Origin of the sequence: Massilia eburnea (assembly GCF_009720745.1) — a bacterium.
In the GTDB taxonomy this organism is placed as follows: domain Bacteria; phylum Pseudomonadota; class Gammaproteobacteria; order Burkholderiales; family Burkholderiaceae_D; genus Rugamonas; species Rugamonas eburnea.
The window spans coordinates 192,355-211,076 of record NZ_WNKX01000008.1; the positions used below are offsets into that span (position 1 = coordinate 192,355).

General features: G+C 61.7%; 18 protein-coding genes and 1 tRNA gene. 14 read left to right on the forward strand and 5 right to left on the reverse strand.

The window, feature by feature from the left end; all coding sequences use genetic code 11:
* Positions 1 to 6 precede the first annotated feature (6 nt).
* The 6 genes from GM658_RS13195 (at position 7) to GM658_RS13220 (ending at position 7,342) form a co-directional block, all read left to right on the forward strand.
* Positions 7 to 1,782, forward strand: coding sequence for an ABC transporter permease (locus GM658_RS13195; protein ID WP_155454502.1), 1,776 nt, complete (start codon positions 7 to 9; stop codon positions 1,780 to 1,782).
* Between the two features lie 28 nt (positions 1,783 to 1,810).
* Positions 1,811 to 2,872 (forward strand): ABC transporter ATP-binding protein, encoded by a 1,062-nt coding sequence (locus tag GM658_RS13200; RefSeq protein WP_155454503.1) that lies wholly within the window; start codon positions 1,811 to 1,813, stop codon positions 2,870 to 2,872.
* Positions 2,860 to 3,981: an AbrB family transcriptional regulator gene (locus tag GM658_RS13205; protein ID WP_170298792.1), complete on the forward strand. Its 1,122-nt coding sequence runs from the start codon at positions 2,860 to 2,862 to the stop codon at positions 3,979 to 3,981. Before GM658_RS13200 ends, GM658_RS13205 begins: the two co-directional genes overlap by 13 nt.
* Before the next feature lie 105 nt (positions 3,982 to 4,086).
* The gene (locus GM658_RS13210; RefSeq protein ID WP_155454504.1) at positions 4,087 to 5,973 is read left to right on the forward strand and encodes an MFS transporter; all 1,887 of its coding nucleotides are present in this window, start codon (positions 4,087 to 4,089) and stop codon (positions 5,971 to 5,973) included.
* A gap of 106 nt (positions 5,974 to 6,079) precedes the next feature.
* Positions 6,080 to 6,805 carry a hypothetical protein gene (locus GM658_RS13215; RefSeq protein WP_155454505.1) on the forward strand — a complete coding sequence of 242 codons (726 nt, stop codon included), beginning with the start codon at positions 6,080 to 6,082 and terminating at the stop codon, positions 6,803 to 6,805.
* A 72-nt stretch (positions 6,806 to 6,877) separates the two neighbouring features.
* Positions 6,878 to 7,342: a YaiI/YqxD family protein gene (locus tag GM658_RS13220; protein WP_155454506.1), complete on the forward strand. Its 465-nt coding sequence runs from the start codon at positions 6,878 to 6,880 to the stop codon at positions 7,340 to 7,342.
* Here the strand turns inward: GM658_RS13220 and GM658_RS13225 are convergent.
* Positions 7,339 to 7,605, reverse strand: a complete 267-nt coding sequence (locus tag GM658_RS13225; protein WP_155454507.1) for a hypothetical protein — start codon at positions 7,603 to 7,605, stop codon at positions 7,339 to 7,341. The two genes, GM658_RS13220 and GM658_RS13225, sit on opposite strands and share 4 nt — an antisense overlap.
* Positions 7,606 to 7,627: 22 nt before the next feature.
* Entirely contained in the window at positions 7,628 to 8,608 is a 981-nt protein-coding gene (locus GM658_RS13230; RefSeq protein ID WP_155454508.1) for an alpha/beta hydrolase, read from the reverse strand.
* A 138-nt stretch (positions 8,609 to 8,746) separates the two neighbouring features.
* Here GM658_RS13230 and GM658_RS13235 point away from each other — a divergent pair, with 138 nt between their 5' ends.
* Genes GM658_RS13235 through GM658_RS13245 form a run of 3 tightly spaced genes read left to right on the forward strand, consistent with a single transcriptional unit; the run spans position 8,747 to position 14,460 of the window.
* The gene (locus tag GM658_RS13235; protein ID WP_229416886.1) at positions 8,747 to 9,919 is read left to right on the forward strand and encodes an efflux RND transporter periplasmic adaptor subunit; all 1,173 of its coding nucleotides are present in this window, start codon (positions 8,747 to 8,749) and stop codon (positions 9,917 to 9,919) included.
* A 16-nt stretch (positions 9,920 to 9,935) separates the two neighbouring features.
* A complete protein-coding gene (locus GM658_RS13240; RefSeq protein WP_155454510.1) occupies positions 9,936 to 13,073 on the forward strand; it encodes an efflux RND transporter permease subunit in 3,138 nt (1,045 codons plus the stop codon).
* A gap of 1 nt (position 13,074) precedes the next feature.
* The gene (locus GM658_RS13245; RefSeq protein ID WP_155454511.1) at positions 13,075 to 14,460 is read left to right on the forward strand and encodes an efflux transporter outer membrane subunit; all 1,386 of its coding nucleotides are present in this window, start codon (positions 13,075 to 13,077) and stop codon (positions 14,458 to 14,460) included.
* A 66-nt stretch (positions 14,461 to 14,526) separates the two neighbouring features.
* On the opposite strand, the gene GM658_RS13250 is transcribed toward GM658_RS13245, so the two are convergent.
* The gene (locus tag GM658_RS13250; protein WP_155454512.1) at positions 14,527 to 15,030 is read right to left on the reverse strand and encodes a GNAT family N-acetyltransferase; all 504 of its coding nucleotides are present in this window, start codon (positions 15,028 to 15,030) and stop codon (positions 14,527 to 14,529) included.
* Between the two features lie 92 nt (positions 15,031 to 15,122).
* On the opposite strand from GM658_RS13250, the gene GM658_RS13255 reads away from it, so the two are divergent.
* Together GM658_RS13255 and GM658_RS13260 are read left to right on the forward strand one after the other, a co-directional pair.
* Complete coding sequence (locus GM658_RS13255) at positions 15,123 to 15,728, forward strand: TetR/AcrR family transcriptional regulator (protein ID WP_155454513.1); 606 nt, start codon at positions 15,123 to 15,125, stop codon at positions 15,726 to 15,728.
* A gap of 11 nt (positions 15,729 to 15,739) precedes the next feature.
* Positions 15,740 to 16,447 carry a fumarylacetoacetate hydrolase family protein gene (locus tag GM658_RS13260; RefSeq protein ID WP_155454514.1) on the forward strand — a complete coding sequence of 236 codons (708 nt, stop codon included), beginning with the start codon at positions 15,740 to 15,742 and terminating at the stop codon, positions 16,445 to 16,447.
* On the opposite strand, the gene GM658_RS13265 is transcribed toward GM658_RS13260, so the two are convergent.
* Complete coding sequence (locus tag GM658_RS13265) at positions 16,448 to 17,314, reverse strand: SIR2 family NAD-dependent protein deacylase (protein WP_155454515.1); 867 nt, start codon at positions 17,312 to 17,314, stop codon at positions 16,448 to 16,450. It lies immediately after the preceding gene.
* Between the two features lie 64 nt (positions 17,315 to 17,378).
* On the opposite strand from GM658_RS13265, the gene GM658_RS13270 reads away from it, so the two are divergent.
* A tRNA-Pro gene (locus GM658_RS13270) sits at positions 17,379 to 17,455 on the forward strand.
* Between the two features lie 66 nt (positions 17,456 to 17,521).
* Here the strand turns inward: GM658_RS13270 and GM658_RS13275 are convergent.
* Positions 17,522 to 17,752, reverse strand: a complete 231-nt coding sequence (locus tag GM658_RS13275; RefSeq protein WP_155454516.1) for a putative periplasmic lipoprotein — start codon at positions 17,750 to 17,752, stop codon at positions 17,522 to 17,524.
* Positions 17,753 to 17,996: 244 nt separating this feature from the next.
* Here GM658_RS13275 and GM658_RS13280 point away from each other — a divergent pair, with 244 nt between their 5' ends.
* A complete protein-coding gene (locus tag GM658_RS13280) occupies positions 17,997 to 18,401 on the forward strand; it encodes a VOC family protein (RefSeq protein ID WP_155454517.1) in 405 nt (134 codons plus the stop codon).
* A gap of 89 nt (positions 18,402 to 18,490) precedes the next feature.
* Positions 18,491 to 18,703 carry a hypothetical protein gene (locus GM658_RS13285; RefSeq protein ID WP_155454518.1) on the forward strand — a complete coding sequence of 71 codons (213 nt, stop codon included), beginning with the start codon at positions 18,491 to 18,493 and terminating at the stop codon, positions 18,701 to 18,703.
* Positions 18,704 to 18,722: the final 19 nt, after the last annotated feature.

Consider the following 18,722-nt stretch of genomic DNA (forward strand, 5'->3'; position numbering starts at 1 on the left):
TTGTACATGACCACCGCGACTTTGCAGGGAACGGGCCGCGCCAGCATCAACTGGCCGCGTTGGATCGTGGCGACGCTGACTTGCGTTGCCATCTTCCTGCCCTTGTTCCTGATCTTCTACCAGAGCTTCCTGTCGGCGCCGTTCTTCATGCCCGGCAAGGAAGTAGGGCTGGATGCCTTCCGCTTCATCTTCGATGATCCGGACTTCATCGTGGCATTCAAGAACGGCCTGCTGCTGGCGGCTGGCCTGGCTGCGATTGCCGTGCCTTTGGGCGGCATGCTGGCCTTCCTGATGGTGCGTACCGACCTGCCGGGTCGCGGCTGGATTTCCCCGCTGCTGCTGGTGCCGATCTTCGTTTCGCCAATGGTGATGGGCTTCGGCTATGTGGTGTCGATGGGCCCAGTGGGCTTCTACTCCACCTGGGTGAAAGACCTGATCGGTTTCATCCCATGGAACGTGTATTCCTTTACCAGCATCGTGGTGATTGCAGGCCTGACCCACGTTCCGCACGTCTACCTGTACGCTTCTTCGGCGCTGAAGAGCCTTGGCTCGGACGTGGAGGAAGCGGCCCGCGTCTCCGGCGCTTCGCCGCTGCAGGTGATGTTCAACGTGTCGCTGCCGATGATCATGCCGGCGCTGGCTTATGCAGGCGTGCTGGTGTTCTTCCTCGGCTTCGAAGTATTCGGCCTGGTGCTGGTGCTGGGCGATCCGGAAGGCCACCTGGTGTTGCCGACCTACCTGTACAAACTGACCAACAAGCTGGGCACCCCGTCCTACCACCTGATGGCCGCCGTGGCCGTCTGCCTGGTGGCGGTGACCATGCCGCTGGTGATGCTGCAACGCTGGCTGCTCAAGTCGGCCAACAAATACGTGTCGATCAAAGGCAAGGGCGCACGCAGCAAGGCGCTGCCGCTGGGCCGCTGGAAGTGGCTGGCTTTCGCCGTGCTGGGCGCCTGGCTGCTGGTGACCGTGTTCATGCCGATTTCCGGCATCGCGCTGCGCTCCTTTGTTCAGTACTGGGGCGAGGGCGTCAAGCTGGCCGACGTGCTGACCTTGCAGCACTTCCGCGACATCTTCGAACAGCCTGCACTGATCCGCGGCATCATCAACACGGTGCTGATCGGCGTGATCGGCGGCGGCCTGGCGATCTTCTGCTACAGCTTTATCGCGCTGGCCATGCACCGCAAGCCGGACCTGCTGACCCGCATCCTGGACTACAGCGTGCTGGTGCCGCGCGCCATCCCTGGCCTGCTGGCCGGCCTGGCCTTCCTGTGGGTGTTCCTGTTCGTGCCTAGCTGGCTCGATGGCATGCTCAAAGGTTCCGACAGCGGCGTCGCCGTGTGGCTGGTGGAAAACCTGATTCCTGCGCTGCGCAGCCTGCGCACCACCATCTTCGCGGTGTGGCTGGCTTACTCAGTAGTGTGGATGGCCTACGGCATGCGCCTGATTTCCACCGCGCTGCTGCAAGTGGGTCCTGAGCTGGAAGAAGCGGCGCGTGCAGTCGGCGCCCGCCGCGGCCAGGTGACCCGCGACGTGACCCTGCCGCTGATCAAATTCGGCTTGCTGGGCGCCTGGCTGATGATTTTCCTGATCTTCGAACGCGAATATTCGACAGGCGTGTACCTGCTGTCGCCGGGGACCGAGGTGATTGGCGCGCTGATCGTGTCGCTGTGGGCGGGTGGTTCTACCGACCTGGTGGCGGCACTGTCCTTTATTAACATCACCCTAGTCGGCATTGGCCTGGGTATCGCGCTGCGCTTTGGCGTCAAGCTGCACAACTGAGACACACATCATGAAACGAGACCTGAAAATGAACGAACTGTCTGTCGAAGACCTGCACCTGCAATACGGCACCGGCGCCCACGCCAACCCGATCCTGAAGGGCGTGTCCATGCACCTGCAAAAGGGCGAAGTGGTCGCCCTGCTGGGTCCATCGGGCAGCGGCAAGACCACGCTGCTGCGCGCAGTGGCCGGCCTGGAAAGCCCGCACCTGGGCGCCATCAACATCGGCGACCGCCGCGTGTTTGACGGCAGCAAGGGCTTTGAAATGCCGGCCGAACAGCGCAACCTGGGCCTGGTGTTCCAGTCCTACGCACTGTGGCCGCACAAGACCGTGGCCGACAACGTCGCCTACGGCCTGAAGCTGCGCAAGATGAACAAGGAAGAAATCGGCCGCCGCGTGACCGAGGTGCTGAAGCAGCTGGGCCTGGGCCACCTGGGCGAGCGCTTCCCGCACCAGCTGTCGGGCGGCCAGCAGCAGCGCGTGGCGATTGCCCGTGCGCTGGTGTACAACCCGCCGGTCATCCTGCTGGACGAACCGCTGTCCAACCTCGACGCCAAGCTGCGCGAAGAAGCGCGCGCCTTCCTGCGTGAGCTGATTGTGCGCCTTGGCCTGTCGGCACTGATGGTGACCCACGACCAGGACGAGGCGATGGCGATTTCCGACCGTATCCTGCTGCTCAATAACGGCAAGATCGAACAGCAAGGCACGCCGCAGTCCATGTACGAAACCCCGGAGACCCTGTTCACCGCCGAATTCATGGGCAGCAACAACCGCCTGCCTGGCAGCCTGATCTCGCGCGATGGCAACAAGGTGGTGATCGACGTTGCCGGCACCAAGCTGCAGGCCACCGCGCGCGGCCAGGGCGGCGATACGATTGCTCCGCTGATCCGCGTGGAAGAGGTGCGCGTGAGCAGCGAGCAGGCCGACAACTCGCTGCAACTGGCCCTGGTCACCTGCATGTACCTGGGCGACCGCTGGGAGTGCCTGTTCAAGCGCGGCGACATCAGCGTCCGCGCCCATTCCAAATACCGCCTGCAGGATGGCCAGTACTGGCTGCAACTGCCGGCCGACAAACTGTGGGTATTCTGACAAACCAACGCTTCTTCCTCCAAGCTTTGGCGGCCGGCTTGCTGGCCGCTTTTTTTTGCCGCTGGATCGACACGCCGCTGCCTTGGCTGATCGGACCTTTGTTCGCCAGCGCCGCGCTGCGCATTGCCGGCGCCGACCTGCGTTGTCCCGTCGCCGCACGCGCAGCAGGGCAGTGGGCCATCGGCACCGTGCTTGGGCTGTACTTCACGCCCGCCGTGCTGGCGGTGGTGGCGGCGCATGCCGGCTATATTCTGGGGGCGGTGGCGTTTGCGCTGGCGCTGGGCTGCCTGTGCGCATGGATGCTGAAGCGGCTTGCTGACGTCAGCATTGCCACTGCCTTCTTCGGCATGGCCTTGGGCGGCGCATCCGAAATGGCGGTGCAGGGGGAGAGGCATGGCGCGGCGGCACAGCACGTTGCGGCGGCGCAGGGCGTGCGGCTGATGTTCGTGGTGAGCTTCCTGCCGTTTGTGCTGCGCTATTGGAGCAGCCACGGCATGCCGCCGCTCGCTGATGCTCCTGCACTGGCTTCGACGTCGGCGGCATTCACCGCAGCCGGCTCGGGCGTGCCGGCTGCGGTGGCGCACCTGCTTGCGCTGGCGCCAAGCGGCGCCGCGCCTTTGCTGGCATTCGGCCTGCTTGCCGCTTTTACGTGCGCGGCCGGATGGCTGTTGTGGCGGCGCGGCGTACCCAATGCCTGGGTGCTCGGACCCTTGTTTGCAGCCGGAGCATTGGCAGCGGCCCAGATCCCGGTCGGCGGCGTGCCGGAGTGGATGGTGCGTACCGGCCAGTTGTGTATCGGCCTGTCGCTCGGCACCCGCTTCACGCCGGGCTTCCTGCACACGGCGCCGCGCTATATGGCGGCAGTCGTCGCTTGCACCGCAACCGCGCTGGGCCTGGCCGCTATATTCGGCCTGGCGCTGGCGAAAGTCGGCGCGCTGCACCCTGCAACTGCAATGCTGGCTACCAGCCCCGGCGGCATCGCGGAGATGGCGCTGACTGCCCGCGCCCTGCATGTGGAAGTCCCGGTGGTCACGGCCTTCCACGTCTGCCGCATGGTGGTGCTGGTACTGGCCGTTGGCCCGGCATTTCGTCGCCTGGTACGTATGTGATGAGGTGGCGCGAAAGTATTAAATTGCGATACTTTGACAAGGTGGGTTGAGCAGTAGGCCGATGTACTGTATGTTGACAGCACTTTCACTTTTCTGTGCCGCAACATGAGCCATCCCAGCCAATTCGACCTGCTGAAGCAGCGCCGCTTTGCACCATTTTTCTGGACGCAGTTCCTCGGCGCGTTCAACGACAACCTGTTCAAGACGGCGCTGGTGGTGGCGCTGGCGTTCGACGCCGCCAGCTGGACCGACCTGCCGGCATCGCTGATCACCAACCTGGTGCCGGGCCTGTTCATCCTGCCCTATGTGCTGTTCTCCGCGACATCCGGACAGATCGCTGAAAAGGTGGAGAAGGGCAGGCTGGCCCGCATGATCAAATGGCTGGAGATCGGCATCATGTCCGTTGCGGCAGTCGGCTGGTTCACGCACACGCTGCCGCTGCTGCTGCTTGCGGTCCTGGGCATGGGCACCCACTCCACCCTGTTCGGCCCAGTCAAATACGCTTACATGCCGCAGCACCTGAAGCCGGAAGAACTCACTGGCGGCAACGGCATCGTTGAAATGGGAACCTTTGTCGGCATCCTGCTTGGCCAGGTGTTCGGCGCGATCATCGTCAACTTCAAGCCGGATGGCATTGCCTGGCTGGCGGCAGCGACCGTCGGCTTCGCGGTACTCGGCCTGGTTGCTGCGCACGGCATTCCAAATACGCCGGCGCCGCAGCCGGACCTCAAGGTCAACCTGAATCCCTTGACCGAATCGGTCCGCAACATCCGCTTCTCCGCCTCCAACCGCACGGTGTTCCTGTCGATGCTGGGCAATTCCTGGTTCTGGTTCTATGGCGCGATCGTGCTGGCCCAGTTCCCGGTCTACGCCAAGGATTTCCTGAAGGGCGACAACAGCGTCTTCGTGCTGCTGCTGACGATGTTCTCGCTGGGGATCGGCGCCGGCTCGCTGCTGTGCGAAAAGCTTTCCGGCCGCAAGGTGGAAATCGGCCTGGTGCCGTTCGGCTCCATCGGCCTGTCGCTGTTCGGCATTGACCTCTACCTGGCCAGCCTTGGCTACAGCGCAAGCGGCACGGTGGATGCCTTCGCCATGGCGATGCAGCCGGGAGCCTGGCGCATCATCCTGGACGTGATCCTGATCGGCGTATTCGGCGGCTTCTTCATCGTGCCCTTGTTCGCGCTGATCCAGTTGCGCGCCGACCCGCAGCACCTGTCGCGCACCATCGCCGGCATGAACATCCTGAACGCGCTGTTCATGGTGGTGGCGACCGGCGTGGCGATCCTGCTGCTGAAAGAGGGCTTCACGATTCCGGAACTGTTCCTGGTCACAGCCATCCTGAATGGCCTGGTGGCGGCGTACATCTTCTCGCTGGTGCCCGAATTCCTGATGCGTTTCCTGGCCTGGATCCTGATCCACACCGTGCATAAAGTGAAGACGGTCGATGCCGACCGCATTCCAGCCGAAGGCGGCGCAGTCCTGGTATGCAATCACGTGAGCTACGTCGACGCGATCGTGATCGTGGCCGCCAGCCCGCGCCCGATCCGCTTCGTGATGGACCACCGCATTTTCAAAACGCCATTCTTCGGCTGGATCTTCCGCACCGCCAAGGCGATACCGATCGCACCTGCGAAGGAAGACCCGTGGCTGATGGAGAAAGCCTTCGTCGATATTGCGCAAGCCCTGCATGAAGGCGAGCTGGTTTGCATTTTCCCCGAAGGTAAGCTGACCAGCACGGGCGAGATGAATGAGTTCAAAGGCGGCATCAGCAAGATCATCGAACGCACCAAAGTGCCCGTCATTCCGATGGCGCTGCGCGGCCTGTGGGGCCACTTGTTCAGCCGCAGCAAGGACAGCCTGCTCGAACGCGCCTTCTGCAAAGGCTTCCGCTCGCAGCTGTCGCTGGCCGTTGGCCAGCCGGTCGATCCAACCGATGTCACCCCCGAAATGCTGTACCGCCAGGTAGCAGAATTGCGAGGCGACTGGAAGTAAAGAAGTGTAGTTTCGGACTACATACTTCTACATACAAAGGCGCCCTCGCGGCGCCTTTTCCGCTTCTTACAATTGGTTTCTCTAATAACTTTTGTAAGAAGGGTAGATGATGAAAAAAGTCCTCGAAGCCGGCCTCGCCATTACCATGTTGTCCGCGCTGGCTGCATGCGGTGGCGGCGGTGGCGGCGGCGGTGATGACCGGCCGGAGAAAGCCTCCATGCTGGTGGACTTCGACAGGGATGGCGTTACCGGCTGGACGGGCAGTACTTCCGATTACACGCCGGAGACCGCGCCGACCAACGTCACCTTCGAACAGCGCGGGCTGCCGGCGCCGATTAACGGTAAAGGCTATTTCATCGGCGGCACCAACCGCAGCGACGACCTGTTCCTGTTCGTGAAGAGGCAATTCTCCGGCCTCAAAAAGAACGTTACCTACAACCTGGACTTCTCGCTCAAGTTTGCGAGCAACACACCTTCCGGCTGCCAGGGTGTGGGCGGCGCGCCCGGCGAATCGGTATGGATCTACGCCGGCGCCACAGCCGCGGAGCCGAAGGCCGTCACCGTCAACAACGACACCCGCATGAACATCGACCGCGGCAACCAGGCGCAAGGCGGCAAGGATGCCCAGGTGATCGGCAATATCGCCAACGGCCTCGCATGCGGCAGCACCGCATACGTCAGCAAGACGGTCAAGAATAACAAGGTGCAGAAGGTGACCACGGATGCCAACGGCGATGTTTGGATCATCCTCGGCATCGACTCCGGCTTTGAGGCCTATTCGTCGGTAACGCTGCAAAGTGTGCAAATCGATGCAACGCCGTCCACCCCGTAAGCTTTGATTTGTCCGGTTAGTTGGCGCCGCAGCTACAATGTGCGGCTCAACTAACCAATTTGAATGCAATTCATGCACATCTGGGTCGACGCGGACGCCTGTCCCTCGGTTATCAAAGACATCCTGTTTCGCGTTGCCGAACGTACGCAGATCAACGTCACGCTGGTGGCAAACCAGTTGATCCGGGTGCCGGGTTCGCGCTTCATCAAGGCGCTGCAGGTTCCTTCAGGCGCGGACGCCGCCGATGCGGAAATCGTGGAGCGCCTCAGCGCAGGTGACATTGTCATCACCGGCGACATTCCGTTGGCCTCCCTCGTATTGGAGAAGGGCGGAATGCCGCTTAATCCGCGCGGCGAGTGGTACACCAAGGACACCATTGCGCAGCAATTGACGATGCGGGCCTTCATGGAGGAACTGCGCGGCGCCGGCGTTGATACCGGCGGTCCTTCTGCATTCAATCAGGGTGACCGCCAGAACTTTGCCAACGCGCTTGACCGCGAACTCGCGCGTAGACGCGCTCGCGGCGAGTCAACTTAGTCCTCGAGGCCCTTGGACAGCACTTCGGCGACAAGGCTATTCATGTCGACGCCGCGTTCATTTGCCATTGTGTGCAGCCGCTTCACCAGATCACCATTAAGCTTGACCGCAAACGGCACCAGGCCAAGCGCCTGATCGCGCTTGCGCTGCTCACGTTTATCGATGGCCGGTCCGCCAGCGTTGCCGAATGCAGCAGCGCCTGGCGCCGCCATTTTGTTCATCAGCTTTTTGGCGTCGTTCTTTGCCAGATCTGTCTTTTTCATGCCGTGATCCTTTTCAAAGGCGCTATTCTACGAGCATCCCGATGGATTTCATCCATTTCTCCGCCAGCTCAGGCCAATGGGAGACAGGATCTGACGTCTTGCGTACTGCAAAGGCGTGTCCGCCGTGGGCGTACAAATGCATCTCGACCGGGATTTTCGCCTGTTGAAGCGCGAGATAATAGGTGAGGGAATGGCGTGGGTCGTCGGTCGGGTCATCGCTTGCAGCGACAATCAGCGTCGGCGGGCAGTCGGCTGCAATCCTGATCGACGGCTCAAGCGTAAGTCCGGGCTTTTTCCAGAGATGGCCTGGATAAAGCGCGATGGCGAAATCCGGCCGGCTACTTTGCTGGTCGGCTTTGTCGATGGCCTTGTAGCTGCGCTTGGTGTGATTGCTGATTTCCGCCGCCATATGCCCGCCAGCGGAAAAACCGATCACGCCAATCTTGCGGGGATCGATTCCAAATTCCTCCGCTCGCGCACGCAGCAGGCCAATCGCGCGCTGCGCGTCCTGTAGCGCATAAGGCTGGTCAGGAATGCGCCGGCAATTGCACTCTTCGTTCCAGTACGGTCCCGAACCCGGCACGCGATATTTCAACAAGACGCATGTGATGCCCTTGGACGTAAGCCAATCGCAGATTTCTGTGCCTTCCAGGTCGATCGCCAATATCCTGTAACCGCCGCCGGGGAAGACGACGACCGTCGCGCCGCTGTCCTTGCCGTGCGGCCGAAAGATCGACATGGTCGGACGCGAAACGAATTCGACTGCCACATAGGGACGGCCAGCGATCTGCTTGCTGCCAAATCCGTAAGACTCCCGGCCCGCCTTGAGCGTGGACGGAGAAGGTGGGCCCTTCGGCCACAGCGGGATCTCGAGTGCTTCTGCAGGCGGCTGCCAGACCCTGCTTTGCCGATCTATCAGATTCTCCGCATGGGCCGCCCTAGTGAAGGAAAGAATGCATGTGATCTGCACAAGCAGTGCAGAAAGCCATTGAACTGTTCTCATTCGAACAGTATATCAATCTGGCAACTTTTTATTCTGCCTAAATGTCACTGCGTAGAATTACTGACCCTGTGGTCAGCTTCGCAAATCATGTTAGAATGATCGTTCATTCTAAGTCTTTCGGGAAAAAAGATGAATAATATGCAAAAGAAATTTGTGCTGCTGGGCGCTGTTGCCGCGGTGGCAGCAATGGTTGCCGGTTGCGGCGAAAAACAGGCCAGCGCAGCCCAGGGCGGCGCCAAGCAGGCGCCGGAAGTTGCCGTATTTACCGTGACGCCCCAGGCGCTGGCCATGAGCACCGAACTGCCGGGCCGCACCGCCGCCTACCAGGTGGCTGAAGTGCGCCCGCAAGTCGGTGGCCTGATCCAGAAGCGTCTGTTCACCGAGGGCGCCGACGTCAAAGCCGGCGCGCAGCTGTACCAGATCGATTCCGCGACCTACCTGGCCGCCTTCAACTCCGCCAAGGCCAGCCTGGCCAAGGCCAAGGCCAACCTGGCCGCCGCCGCTCCCAAAGTCGCCCGCTACAAGGAGCTTGTCGCGATCGAGGGCGTAAGCCGCCAGGATTATGACGATGCAGTCGCCGCCCGCGAACAGGCGAAGGCCGAAGTGGAAGCCGCGCAAGCCGCGCTGGATTCGGCGCGCATCAATGTGGATTACACCAAAGTGGCGGCGCCGATTTCGGGCCGCATCAGCCGTTCCAATGTGACACCGGGTGCGCTGGTGACTGCCGGCCAGGCGAGCGCGCTGACCACTGTGCAGCAGCTGGATCCAATCTATGTCGACGTAACCCAGTCCAGCGAAGAGCTGCTGCGCCTGAAGCGCGAGATGGACAGCGGCTCGATCAAGAAAGTCAACGGGCAAGCTGCCGTGACGCTGCTGCTGTCCGACGGCAGCAAGTACGCGCTGCCAGGCAAGCTGCAGTTCTCCGACGTGAGCGTGGATCCGGGCACAGGCAACGTGACCCTGCGCGCGCTGTTCCCGAATCCGAAGCATGACCTGCTGCCGGGCATGTTCGTGCGCGCGGTACTGGAAACTGGCGTCAGCGAACAAGCGATCGCCGTGCCGCAAATGGGCGTGACCCGCAACCCGAAAGGCGAGGCCACTGCCCTGGTGCTGAACAAGGAAGGCAAGGTCGAACAGCGCGTGCTGCAGACCGGCGGCACCATCGGCGACAAATGGCTGGTGAAATCCGGCCTGGAGTCCGGCGACCGCGTCATTGTCGAGGGCCTGCAGAAAGTGAAGCCTGGTGCGCCGGCAGTCGTGGCGAAGAACACCAGCGGCGGCGATGCGCAGCGCCGGTCCGCGGCACGCTAAGCGAGGAGCCTGAATCATGTCCCGCTTCTTTATCAATCGCCCCATTTTCGCCTGGGTGCTCGCCATCGTAGTGATGCTGGCAGGCGTGATGGCGATCAAGGGCCTGCCAATTGCGCAGTACCCAAGCATTGCGCCGCCATCGATCTCGATCGCCGGCTCCTATCCGGGCGCATCGGCCAAGACGGTGGAAGACGCCGTCACCCAGATCATCGAACAGAAGATGAAGGGTATCGATGGCCTGCGCTACATGTCGTCGACCAGCGATTCGACCGGCGGCATCAATATCACGCTGAACTTCAAGAGCGGCACCAATCCTGACATTGCTCAGGTGCAGGTGCAGAACAAGCTGCAGCTGGCGACGCCGTTGCTGCCTGCCGCCGTGACCCAGCAAGGCCTGGTGGTGTCGAAGGCGACCCGCAACTTCCTGATGGTGTTCGGCTTCATCTCCGAAGACGGCAAGATGAAGCAGTCGGACCTGGGCGACTATGTGGCCGCCAACGTGATCGATCCGCTCAGCCGTGTGCAGGGCGTGGGCGACGTCACGCTGTTCGGTTCCCAGTACGCGATGCGCATCTGGCTCGACCCGCAGAAGCTGCAAGGCTTCCAGCTGACGCCCGCCGACGTGACGACCGCCATCCAGGCGCAGAACGCCGAAGTATCGGCCGGTGAACTGGGTGGCGCGCCTGCCGTGCCGGACCAGCAGCTGAACGCCACCGTGACGGCGCAAAGCCGCCTGCAGACGCCGGAACAATTCGGCGCCATCCTGCTGAAGACCACCGCCAGCGGCGCCACCGTGCACCTGCGCGATGTGGCCCGCATTGAGCTGGGCAACGAAAACTACAACACTGTGGCGCGCTACAACGGTGCGCCTGCGGTCGGCGTGGCGATCAAGCTGGCCACCGGCGCCAATGCGCTGGAAACCGCGGACCTGGTCAAGAAAAAGGTCGAAACGCTAGGCAAGCAGTTCCCGCAAGGGATGAAGGCCCAGGTGGCCTTCGACACCACGCCTTTCGTCAAGCTGTCGATTGAAGAAGTGGTCAAGACCCTGCTGGAAGCGGTGGTCCTGGTCTTCATCGTGATGTACGTCTTCCTGCAGAATTTCCGCGCCACCCTGATCCCGACCTTTGCGGTGCCTGTGGTGCTGCTGGGTACTTTCGGCGTGCTGTTTTCGCTGGGCTACTCGATCAACACGCTGACCATGTTCGCCATGGTGCTGGCCATCGGCCTGCTGGTGGACGATGCCATCGTCGTGGTGGAAAACGTCGAGCGCGTGATGACGGAGGAGGGCCTGTCGCCGAAAGAAGCAACCATCAAGTCCATGGGCCAGATCTCGGGCGCTCTGGTGGGTATTGCGATGGTGCTGTCCGCCGTGTTCGTGCCGATGGCCTTTTTCGGTGGTTCCACCGGCGTGATTTACCGCCAGTTCTCCGTCACCATCGTGTCCGCGATGGTGCTGTCCGTGCTGGTGGCGATGGTGTTCACCCCTGCGCTGTGCGCCACCTTCCTGAAGCCTGGCTCACACGTTTCGGAGAAGGGTTTCTTCGGCTGGTTCAACCGTGCGTTTGACCGCAACAGCACCAAGTACCAGGGCCTGGTCGGCAAGATGCTGGCGCGCAGCGGCCGCTCGCTGCTGGTCTACGGTGCACTGCTGGCCGTGCTGGCGGTATCCTTCATGCGCCTGCCGACTTCCTTCCTGCCGGAAGAAGACCAGGGCGTGCTGTTCTCGATGGTGCAGCTGCCGACCGGCGCTACCCAGCAACGCACCTTGAAAGTGCTGGAAAAGCTGGAACATCACTTCATGGAAGATGAAAAAGCGAACGTCGCTTCCGTCTTCACGGTGGCGGGCTTCAGCTTCGCCGGTAACGGCCAGAATGCCGGCCTGGCCTTCGTGCGCCTGAAGGACTGGTCCGAACGCAAGAACCCGGACCAGAAAGTGAAAGCGATCGCCGGCCGCGCCATGGGCGCCTTCTCGCAAATCCGCGAAGCGATGGTGTTTGCCTTTGCTCCGCCAGCCGTGATGGAACTGGGTAACGCCACCGGTTTCGACCTGCAGCTGCAAGACCAGGGCGGCGTCGGCCACGATGCGCTGATGGCCGCACGTAACCAGCTGCTCGGCATGGCCGCCAAGAATCCGCTGCTGATGGCCGTGCGTCCCAACGGCCAGGAAGATACGCCGCAATTCAAGCTCGATATCGACCAGCAGAAAGCCACTGCACTCGGCTTGTCCGTCGCGGACGTGAACCGTGTGCTGAGCGTGGGCTGGGGCTCTTCCTACGTGAACGACTTCGTAGACCGGGGCCGCGTCAAGCGCGTCTACCTGCAAGGCACGCCGGAATCGCGCATGGCGCCCGAAGACCTGAACAAGTGGTTCGTGCGCAATGCGCAGGGCGAAATGGTGCCATTCTCCGCTTTCGCCACCGGCCGCTGGATCTACGCCTCGCCGCGCCTGGAACGCTATAACGGCATTCCTTCGATGAACGTGCAGGGCATGCCCGCGCCAGGCGTCAGCTCCGGCGTCGCCATGGCCGAAATGGAAAAGCTGGTGGCGCAACTGCCGCCGGGCATCGGCTTCGAGTGGACCGGCCTGTCGCTGGAAGAGCGCGACTCAGGCTCGCAAACGACGATCCTGTACACCATTTCGGTGTTGATCGTGTTCCTGTGCCTGGCCGCATTGTATGAAAGCTGGTCGGTGCCGTTCTCGGTGCTGCTGGTGGTGCCGCTGGGTGTGATCGGTACCGTGCTTGCCACCTGGGGCTTCCACCTGGCGAACGACGTGTACTTCCAGGTCGGCTTGCTGACCGTGGTCGGCCTGTCGGCCAAGAACGCGATCCTGATCGTGGAATTTGCCAAGGAACTGCAAGAGAAGGGCATCGAACTGCGTGAAGCCACGCTGCAGGCGGCCAAGCTGCGCTTGCGCCCGATCCTGATGACGTCCATCGCCTTCGGCCTCGGCGTGCTGCCGCTGGCCATGGCAAGCGGCGCCGGTTCCGGCAGCCAGAACGCCATCGGCGTGGGCGTGCTGGGCGGCATGCTGACGGCTACTTTCCTCGGCATTTTCTTCGTGCCGGTGTTCTTCGTGGTGGTGCGTGCGTGGGTAGCCCGCAAGGCGCCTGCTGCGCCAGCCGCACCGGTCATTGCTTCGGAGGCGAACTGATATGAAAAAGACGATCCTTACCCTTGCAGCGGCGGCCTTGCTGGCCGGCTGCAGCCTGGCGCCGACCTATGAGCGCCCGGTCTCGCCGGTCGCTGCGGCCTGGCCGCAAGGCGAGGCCTACAAGCCCGCCAACGCCGGCGCGGATGCCAAGCCAGCCAGCGAAATCGCCTGGCAGGACTTCATCGGCGACCAGCAACTGCGCGACGTCGTGGAACTGGCGCTGAAAAACAACCGCGACCTGCGTGTCTCGGCGCTGAACATCGAAAAGGCGAGGGCGCAGTACGGCATCGACCGTGCCGCCCAGCTGCCGAAAGTGAATGCCCAGGTGGGTCAGAGCGCCGCACGTGCGCCGGGCGGTGACATCAGCCGCCAATATACCGGCGGCCTGGCGCTTGCGGCCTATGAACTCGACCTGTTCGGCAAACTGCGCAACTCCTCGGAAGCCGGCTTGCAGTCCTACCTTGGCACGCAGGAAGCGCAACGCGCCCAGCGTTTAAGCCTGGTATCCGAAATCGCTACTACCTGGCTTGGCCTGGCTGCCGACAAGGAGCGCCTGCGCCTGGCGCAGGACACGCTGAAGAGCCAGCAAATTACATTTGAGCTGAGCAAGCGCCGCTTCGAATCGGGCGCAACTTCGGGGCTCGACACGTACGAAGCACAAACCAGTGTCGAAGCCGCGCGCAACGACATGGCCCTGTACACCGCCCAGGTAGCGGCCGGCGAGAACGCGCTGGCCCTGCTGGTCGGCACCCAAGTGCCGGCAAGCCTGCTGCCGCAGGCATTGCCGACCGCAGTGACCACGCTGGCCGAACTGCCGGAAGGCGCGCCGTCCACCGTGCTGCTGCAACGTCCCGACGTGCTGGAAGCGGAGCATGCGCTGAAAGCGGCCAACGCCAATATCGGCGTGGCGCGCGCCGCTTTCTTCCCGAGCATTACGCTGACCGGCACCGCAGGCAGCGCAAGCAATAGCCTGGGTAACTTGTTCAAGGCCGGCACCGGCGCCTGGACCTTCCTGCCGCAACTGACGCTGCCGCTGTTCGACGCCGGCGCCAACAGCGCAAGGCTGGACATCGCCAGGGCGGACAATGGCATCGCCGTGGCGCGCTACGAAAAAGCGATCCAGTCTGCCTTCCGCGAGGTGGCCGACGCCCTGGCACAGCGTGGCACGCTGGATGAACGGGTGGAATCGCAAGCCGCGCTGACGGAAGCCGCCAGCCGCAGCTACCGCATCCACGAAGCGCGCTACCAGAAAGGCGCCGAATCCTACCTGAACGCCCTGGTGTCGCAGCGAGCGTTATACGCCGCCCAGCAAGGCCTGATCAGCGTGCGCCTGGCGAAAGCCGCCAACCAGGTAACCCTGTACAAAGTGCTGGGAGGCTGGGCCTGACGAAACCGGCGGCCGTGGAACAGGAGGGTGTCAGACCCTGTGGGTCTGACACCGGCTTACCGGTTTTCAGTCCAGATCAATCCCCGCCGGCGGCATCCACTCCATCAAGTTGTAGACGCCATCCACCGCCAGGATCTCGAACCCGCAACGCTGCAGCAGCCGCAACGCCGGGCTGCCCAGCGCGACATTCAACCGCACCGGCAGGCGCAGACGCTCCCCTTGTGCCTGCAAGCTGCGCAACAACCCAAGCCCGATCCCACGGTTTCGGTATTCCGGCAGGAGGCAGATATCGAGGATGCGCAATTCGCCCGGCCCATAATCAACGAACAGCCGCCCAACCGGACGCTCACGATCCATGATCACGGCCAGGTCGGCATTCGGGTATTGGGATTCGAACCAGGACTGCTGCGCCCTGAACTGCACGCCTTGAAGAAGTGTCTCCGTGGCGAGGTCGCAGCCTCCCATACGAACTTCGGTGTTGCGCGTACAAGCGTACAACTGCTGCATGAACGCCATATCGCCTGCTTCGGCAGGCCGCATCTCAATCGAGCGAGAGGTACGGGAGGGCATATCACTTTTCCTTTAAGAATGAAGTAACTGCCGTTCAATCATAGCACGTTGTAATTTGACAAAGCTCAATCCCTTGGCCATTGTTACGCCTTATGACAGAAAAACGCCACATCGACCCTGAACGCGCGGCCAACCGCCGCCGCCAGGTACTGGACGCCGCCGCCACCTGTTTCCGCCGCAGCGGATTCCACGGCGCCAGCATGTCCGAGATTTCCAAGGCGGCCGGCATGAGCGCCGGCCACATTTATAACTACTTCGCCAGCAAAGACGCGATCATCGCCGCCTTCGTGGAAGAAAACGAAACGCGGGTGCATGAAATCATCAGCAAGATCGGCAGCCAGCCGGACCCGCTGCAAGCGATCATCGACGACGTCGAGCAGAGCGTCCACAACAACCTCGACCCCGACCACTGGGCACTGCCGCTGGAAATCGCCGCCGAAAGCGCCCGCAATCCCGCCATAGCAGCCTTGAGCCAGCAAGCCGACCGCCGCATGTGCGAGAGCCTTCTCGCGTTGCTGAAGTCCGGCCGCGAAAAACACGGCCTGGCTGCCGACGACATCACCGTCGAAGGGCGCATGCAGGCTGTGATCTGCCTGCACCAGGGGCTGCAACTGAGGGTGTTGAATTATCCTGAACTGCCGGTCGCCGAGCTGGTGAAATCCTTCCGCATCGCCATGCAGGCGCTCCTATTCACTTGAGGCCAATAGAAATGACCAATTTCATCTTCCCGCCGCACCAGGTCGCGGCACTGCACATCCACGGCACCGAAGAACGCTTTCCGGTGCGCCGCGTCTACTGCGTGGGGCGCAACTACGCCGGCCACGCGCGCGAGATGGGTTCCGACCCGGACCGCGAGCCGCCATTCTTCTTCTGCAAACCGGGCGACGCATCGGCTGTCGTGCCGGTTGCGCCGGGCGCGGTGGCTGAACTGCCATACCCGCCGCAGACCAGCAATTATCATTACGAGTGCGAACTGGTGGTGGCGATCGGCGCCGGCGGCAGCGACATCTCCGTGGCGGACGCGCCAAAGCACATCTTCGGCTACGCAGTAGGGCTGGACATGACCCGCCGCGACCTGCAAGGAAAAATGAAGGACGCAGGCCGCCCGTGGGAAATCGGCAAAGCCTTCGACTATTCCGCCCCAGTAGGCGAATTGCGCCGCGCGTCAGAAGCGCCAGGCGTCGAAAGCGCCGCGATCGCGCTGGCGCTGGACGGAGCAGTGCGCCAATCCAGCAGTACCGACCACATGATCTGGTCGGTTTCCGAAACCATCGCCAACCTCTCCACGCTGTTCCGCCTCGAACCCGGCGACCTGATATTCACCGGCACCCCCGAAGGCGTCGGCGCGGTCACGCGCGGCCAATCCCTGACCGGCAGCATCGAAGGCCTGGCCAGCCTCTCCGTAAAGTTCATCTAATCACGGCCAGTGAGCAGGACGCGTCTGACCCGCGCGGGTCAGACGGGCGACGGCAACCGCCCGCGTCCCATCCAGCGCACCAGCTTCGATCGCAACGTCTTCCGCGCTCCCTACCGCAAACTCGCGCGGATTAATCCGCACCATCCTCCCACCCCGCTGCACCACGCCCTGCCCAAAATGGCGTACCGAAGGAATCGCCGTCCCCGCCACTAACTCAATCACCAGCGGACGCCGCACCTTCTCCAGCCAAGCCTCCAACCGAGCCGCCTGCATCTCACTGCGCCGCTCAATCCAGCCCCAATCCCCGAACATCAGGATATTTGGCCGCGCCAAGCCGCCGCAGCCGGGGCAGCGGGGCGGTTCATTACGCAGTCGGCAAGCGTCAGCGTCGACATCAGGCACAAATGTATCCGCCGCCCAGATCTTGCTGCAGCAAGGCTCCAGGCACTGCAGATGATGAATCGACCCATGGCATTCATACACCGCACGCGGATCGAACCCCGCCTTCTGGAACTGCCCATCCACATTACTGGTAAAGACAAAGCAGCCATGATCCATCGCCGCGCCCCATTCCCGCAGCAGCGCAAATCCTTCATGCGGCATAGTCTCGCGATACAGTGCCAAACGGTGGCCGTAAAACCCCCAGGCCAAAGCCGGATCATCATGGAAAGTGCGCGGCGACGCGATACTGGTGAACGCCATCTGCGCCCGGCCGAGGGCAGGGTAGGCCTTCCAGAATCCCTCGTTGCCACGGAAATCCGGCAAGCCTGAATCCACGCCAATGCCCGCGCCGGCCGCGATCACCAGCCCATCCGATTGCGCAATGAGTTCGGCCGCGCGCGCAGCCTGGAGTCGATCGATAGCCATTCCTGTAGTTTGAGGTAACTTTGACAAAACCACAAATTGCTCTGATATAATCTGTGGCTCGAGTCGGGGCGTAGCGCAGCCTGGTAGCGTACCTGCATGGGGTGCAGGGGGTCGGAAGTTCGAATCTTCTCGCCCCGACCAACAGTATCAAAGAAAAAGGCCAATCCTCGGATTGGCCTTTGTACTTTCTGGTTCAGGTGGCGCGAGTCAGCGATTAGGGCCAGACCCGAGGTTGGCCGACTGGTTCTGCACTTGACGTTCCAATTCCTCTTTGGAGACCACCTTTGCATCGCCGTAGGCTGGGGTGCCCGCCTTACGTGCAATATGGGATCCGGTCATCACGTACGTCTCTTCGTGAACGGCACTGTCCTTTTGAGGCAGGTCTGAGCAGCCGGACACGAGTGCCACGCATGCCGCGGCAAAGATCATTTTCTTCATACATCTCCCTGACTTTTATGGATTAGGAAAACCCGGAGCGCTCACGCTCAAGGTGCACTGACCAATTTAGCATGTCATTTGTCACATTTTTGTATTTTTTTATAATATTTATGTTTGTGACAATCTGCGAGCTTCTTGCTTGAAATGAAGTGCTATATTCGCGACGGCGTTTGATGTCGATTTCGGGAAAGCTGGCGCGTCGTAGGATTGCAAACCTCCTGCAAATCCTTTTTGAGAGATCAACATGAACAAGCAAATCTTCGTCAACCTGCCCGTCAAGAACCTGGAAAAGTCGAAGGCTTTCTTCGCCGCCCTGGGCTACACCTTCAACCCCCAGTTCACTAACGAAAATGCTGCCAGCATGGTGATCCATGAAGACAGCATTTACGCGATGCTGCTGGCCGAAGACTTCTTCCGCAACTTTACCGGCAAGCCTATCGTCAACGCTCATGAGGCGACCGAAGTCCTGGTTTGCTTATCCTGCGAGAGCCGTGAAGAGGTTGATGAACTGGTGCGCAAGGCCGTAGCGGCCGGGGGCAAGACCCCGCGCGAACCGCAGGACCATGGCTTTATGTACGCCCATGGCTTTGAAGACCTGGATGGGCATACCTGGGAGCTGGTCCATATGGCGCAGCAATCCCAACAGTGACAAAACTCTTGGTCACGGTGACAATTTAATAGAATCCCAGCAAATTTCGAAACTAGACTGATTAATAGAATAATTCGCTGGAGGTCATCGTGCTTTCCTGGTGGGTACGCTGGTTATTGATTGCAACGGTAGGGCTGTCTGCGTCCATGTATGCCATGGACACGGTGCGGGTGGCTTCCACGTTGCCTGTGCCGCCGCCCATCCAGCCAAAGGAAGCCAAGGCGAACGAAAAAAAGCCGGCCAATGCCGTTGCCAAGGCGTCGCAAATGGACAAGGTGGCCGATGCGCTGGAAGGTCACTGATTCCAAAAGCCGCTTTATT

Bases quoted from the DNA above. Each gene is read 5' to 3' on its own strand.
- GM658_RS13195 (WP_155454502.1), top strand. From the start codon at position 7: ATGACCACCGCGACTTTGCAGGGAACGGGCCGCGCCAGCATCAACTGG.
- GM658_RS13200 (WP_155454503.1), top strand. From the start codon at position 1,811: ATGAACGAACTGTCTGTCGAAGACCTGCACCTGCAATACGGCACCGGC.
- GM658_RS13210 (WP_155454504.1), top strand. From the start codon at position 4,087: ATGAGCCATCCCAGCCAATTCGACCTGCTGAAGCAGCGCCGCTTTGCA.
- GM658_RS13215 (WP_155454505.1), top strand. From the start codon at position 6,080: ATGATGAAAAAAGTCCTCGAAGCCGGCCTCGCCATTACCATGTTGTCC.
- GM658_RS13220 (WP_155454506.1), top strand. From the start codon at position 6,878: ATGCACATCTGGGTCGACGCGGACGCCTGTCCCTCGGTTATCAAAGAC.
- GM658_RS13225 (WP_155454507.1), bottom strand. From the start codon at position 7,605: ATGAAAAAGACAGATCTGGCAAAGAACGACGCCAAAAAGCTGATGAAC.
- GM658_RS13230 (WP_155454508.1), bottom strand. From the start codon at position 8,608: ATGAGAACAGTTCAATGGCTTTCTGCACTGCTTGTGCAGATCACATGC.
- GM658_RS13235 (WP_229416886.1), top strand. From the start codon at position 8,747: ATGCAAAAGAAATTTGTGCTGCTGGGCGCTGTTGCCGCGGTGGCAGCA.
- GM658_RS13240 (WP_155454510.1), top strand. From the start codon at position 9,936: ATGTCCCGCTTCTTTATCAATCGCCCCATTTTCGCCTGGGTGCTCGCC.
- GM658_RS13245 (WP_155454511.1), top strand. From the start codon at position 13,075: ATGAAAAAGACGATCCTTACCCTTGCAGCGGCGGCCTTGCTGGCCGGC.
- GM658_RS13250 (WP_155454512.1), bottom strand. From the start codon at position 15,030: ATGCCCTCCCGTACCTCTCGCTCGATTGAGATGCGGCCTGCCGAAGCA.
- GM658_RS13255 (WP_155454513.1), top strand. From the start codon at position 15,123: ATGACAGAAAAACGCCACATCGACCCTGAACGCGCGGCCAACCGCCGC.
- GM658_RS13260 (WP_155454514.1), top strand. From the start codon at position 15,740: ATGACCAATTTCATCTTCCCGCCGCACCAGGTCGCGGCACTGCACATC.
- GM658_RS13265 (WP_155454515.1), bottom strand. From the start codon at position 17,314: ATGGCTATCGATCGACTCCAGGCTGCGCGCGCGGCCGAACTCATTGCG.
- GM658_RS13275 (WP_155454516.1), bottom strand. From the start codon at position 17,752: ATGAAGAAAATGATCTTTGCCGCGGCATGCGTGGCACTCGTGTCCGGC.
- GM658_RS13280 (WP_155454517.1), top strand. From the start codon at position 17,997: ATGAACAAGCAAATCTTCGTCAACCTGCCCGTCAAGAACCTGGAAAAG.